Consider the following 3990-nt stretch of genomic DNA (forward strand, 5'->3'; position numbering starts at 1 on the left):
ACCGCTCTCATCCTGTGAGGGCGGCAGGGGAATGTCCGGCAGCCGGCAGGCGTCCGCCTGCGGCACCAGACTGATTTCAACGCGACGGTTCAGCGCCCGCCCTTCTGCCGTGGTGTTCGGCACCGCCGGGCGGCTTTCGCCGTAGCCCTGCACCGCAAAGCAGCTCTCCGGCACGTCGCCGGTGTCGCGCATCCAGTTGCGCACCGCTTCGGCACGCTTAAGCGACAACTGCTGGTTGGCGCGTTCGTCGCCCACATCGTCGGTATGCCCGGCGACCACAATCAGCCAGCCCGGCCTGGCCTTAATGCCCACCAGCGCGTTCACCAGCACTTTCGTGGAGCCGGTTTTCAGCCGCCACTGACCGGTGTCGAACAGCGAAAGCGCGTCCAGGCGGATCGTCTGTGGTTCGGTAATGATGTTCTTGTTAACCGGAGGTGATGAGACAGGCGCTGACCAGTCACTGATGGCCGCGTCTAATGGCGGTATCAGTTTCTCGCCCTGGTAGAGTCCAAGCCCGTAACGCAGCGGTTCGCCGCGCCTCAGCCAGTCATCAAGCAGCTGACTGTCATTACGCAGGCGCTGCTGTGCCTGCGCTTTTGGCGCGGGTGGCATCCCGCTGAGATGGTGATAACGCGCAAGATGGTCGCCAATACGACGTACCAGCCGCTGGTTATTCATAAACGAGGCACACAACGCCAGCCCGATAAACAAGAAGGTGATAACCCCCGCGATGCGGAGATCCCGCATTCTGCGGCTAATGCCTCGCCAGCAAGGCAGTGACGCCAGCAACATATCGGGCAATGGCAATGGTTCACTGGATTTCTGTGTCAAAGGCGGGAGTGTGGTCATGCTGGCAATCTGCTTATGCCAGAGGTTATCAACCACTGATTCAACAGACGTCATGCAAACACCCACTGCAGCGAGAGGCAGCGCAGGAAGCTCATTTTGAGGGCTGGCGAGTGGCTGACAGATATACCGGTCAATAAAAGCCATCACGCTATCCAGCCAGAGTACCGGAGATAAACGTGATGGGCTGAAAGCGGGCTCCCGCTGCCACTCTGTTATCGGCAGTGTCACATGGTCAGCCTGCCGGGCCTGTAAACCCGGACGCCCCGGTGTAAGGGTAAACCACAGGGTGTTATCACCGGCATCAAGCGTGTTGAGCCAGACCACGCTCCATACGGGCGGCAAGCCATTAAGCCAGTTACGGCACGCCAGAATACTTCTGTGCCACACCCGCAGCGACTGCGTCAGCGTGTCATCGCAGACCTGCTGCTCCGGCACGACAGCCAACAGAATCGACAGTTGCGACACCAGAGCAGGCCGGGTGAGCGCAATATGCTGCGCCAGTAAAGGGAGCTGCTCTGCATTTGCCGCGCGAAGATACCAGCCCTGTCGGCTTTCCCGATAATCACCCCCTGCCGGAAAGAGTGCTCCTGTATCACCGCCGACCAGCACCAGCGCCCCCCGAAAATTTTCCGGCGGCAAGAGGGCGGCTGCCACCTGGGCGCACGAAGCCTGACGACGCAAACTATAACGCCGCAGGTACCACAGCGCTGCCCCGCCTGTCAGAAGGATACCGACACTCAGTAAAAGCTTATTCAACGCAGAAGAGGGCCAGAACCCCAGCGCCAGCCATAGCGCCAGCACTGTGGCAAAGAGACAAAAAAGCGGGCGGTTTCGTTCACGCATCCGTCATCCCTGCCCTGCTATTTGCGCAACCTGGCGCGTCAGCGCAGCGGAAAACGCCAGCCACAGCGCCGCCAGCGTCACTATCCCCGCGATCCACCCGAGCCAGTAAAAACGACGTCCGCTGCGCAGGCGGGAGGCGCTGACTGCAACAGATTCCCCCTGCGTCAGCTCAAACGGAGGGACATATTCACTCAGTGCGCGTACCACATCTTCGCGCCGCTCATCATCCTGCGCGCGGTACAGGCCGACAAAACCCAGCTGCAGAGTGCGATACAGACAGGTCAGCACGGCACTGTCCGGCGCAGGCTCGCGAAGGGCGATGCGGATGCGTTCCCACAGCTCTTCACCTGCATTCAGCGTGCTGAAAAAACGCGCCTGTAACGGATCCTGGCGCCATTTACGATACCCGTCGTCCTGCCTGTCACGGTTCATCACGCTTTCATCGATCAGCGCGCAGTACGCATACACCATCGTTTCACAACTCGCCTCGCTGAAACCTGCGTCAGCCAGCGTCTGGCGCGCTGTAGTGATCCACTGACAGGCGCGGCGATAAAGCGCTTCACCATCGTTGATCGCCTGCCCGCTGCGTAACTGGCTGACCATCAGCCAGCCAGGATAAAACACCCTGTTTATGAGGTTTATCTCATCTTTTTTCATGACCGCAGCACCGCAAACAGTTCCAGTTTTACGTCACCGAGTGACTGTGGCGTATAAAAGGCGCAGTTCCCGGCGTCGAGCATGGCGCGGGCGGCATCGGTGGTCAGATCCAGCGCGAAATACTGATTCTCAAGACGCAGCGGAATCGCGGCAGGAACATGACTGAGCGGTTTGATTACCATACCGCTGAGCGCGATATTGACGACCTCTGAAACGTCGTCATGGCTGCCCGCTTTGCACAATTGCGGAAAACGTGTCTGGAGTTCGTGATTCGGCAGCGCTGAACGCACCGAAAGATAGAAATCCGCCCCTTCGCGCAGCCGCGCATCGTTTAACTTCCCTCGCCAGATCTCACGGTCCGGCCCCTGTTCCAGCGCGACAGCAATGACACGTGAGGGCAGACTCGCTTCCAGTAACGTATCCAGCAGAGCAAAAAGCGGCGGAAACACCTGTTCCGGCTGCTCATGCTGATACGCCGGGATTTCCTCCGCGTGATGTTCAAGCGAAAAGGTCAGCAGGCTGCCAGTCAGTCTTACCAGCTCACGGTAGAGGATTTCAGGGTGACGCGAAGGAGACTGATGGAGTTCACTTAAAACGGGCTCTGCGCTGTTCAGGGCATTTAACAGCCAGAACAAAGAAACGTCCGCCACGGCAAAATCGGCCATACGCTCATTACTTTCCCGCCGCATCGCCATCAGACGTTTCCGCCTGGCCTGCAGACGGTGTAAAAGATCGTGGAGTTCGCCGCACAGAACAGGGCTTGCCGCCAGCGATAGCATCGGCGGGATGAAACGCTTATCCATTACCCACTGCCCTTGCAGATTGCGCTGTAATCGCGCCACCGGGCAGGTGAGATAGGCGCCGTTATCCTGACCTGAGAGGCGAAGCGTCAGTGCGTGGCGCAGAACAGCCAGCTCGCTACGCTCATGTCCCGCCAGCTCCTGAACGGTTACCCGTTCAGACTGCCAGCGGCGCGGACGGGCGCTGTCCGGTCCATTCTCCAGATTGCCGCCATTCGCACTGAGGAGCGGCAGGCAAAGTAAAACGTCGACACTTTCCTGTTCCAGCCCGGATAAATCGCATACCGGCGGTAAATTATCGGCAAGATCGGTGTCAATCAGCGTTCCGTCGGCAAAGCGTACCACCAGGCGCGTCGCATTGAGTCTGGCGAGCGTTAACGCGCCTTCGTCAAATTCTGCGCAAAGCACTCCCCACGGGTTCGCCAGGGTCATTCTGGCAACCGTATCCGCGACCCAGGCGTCCCAGCGGGCTTGTTGCTGAAATTGCTGCGGGGCCAGAAAGGCCCCGTCTTCCCATAACGGGCGATAGATTTTCATCCCGACAGCCTTATGACTTCGCTTTCGGCATCTGCGACACCAGCGACAGGCTGACGTCCATGCCTTCCACCTGGAAATGCGGCACGGCGTACAACCTGACGCGGAAAAAGCCCGGGTTGTCTTCGATATCTTCCACCACCACTTTCGCATCGCGCAGCGGGTATGACGCCTGCAGCTCGTCGCCCGGGTCAGTCATCTCCGTCACCAGCCCGCGCACCCAGTTGTTCAGCTCCAGCTCCAGCAGACGGCGGTCTTTGGTGGTGCCGATGTTCTCGCGCTGAATCAGCTTCAGGTAGTGCGCGAT

General features: G+C 59.3%; 3 protein-coding genes and 1 pseudogene. All 4 read right to left on the reverse strand.

The annotated features are described in order from the left end of the window. Positions 1-1692, reverse strand: a 1692-nt coding sequence (locus ACUW6V_RS20685) for an OmpA family protein (protein ID WP_454038855.1), incomplete at its 3' end; no start/stop codon positions are given. Positions 1693-1695: 3 nt separating this feature from the next. Next, positions 1696-2349, reverse strand: a complete 654-nt coding sequence (tssL, locus tag ACUW6V_RS20690; protein ID WP_454038856.1) for a type VI secretion system protein TssL, short form — start codon at positions 2347-2349, stop codon at positions 1696-1698. Further along, entirely contained in the window at positions 2346-3686 is a 1341-nt protein-coding gene (tssK, locus tag ACUW6V_RS20695) for a type VI secretion system baseplate subunit TssK (protein WP_454038857.1), read from the reverse strand. Before tssK ends, tssL begins: the two co-directional genes overlap by 4 nt. Before the next feature lie 10 nt (positions 3687-3696). Then, positions 3697-3990: pseudogene (locus tag ACUW6V_RS20700) on the reverse strand (type VI secretion system contractile sheath large subunit); the annotation flags it as partial.

It is taken from the genome of Cronobacter sp. 153480017-3, assembly GCF_053627815.1.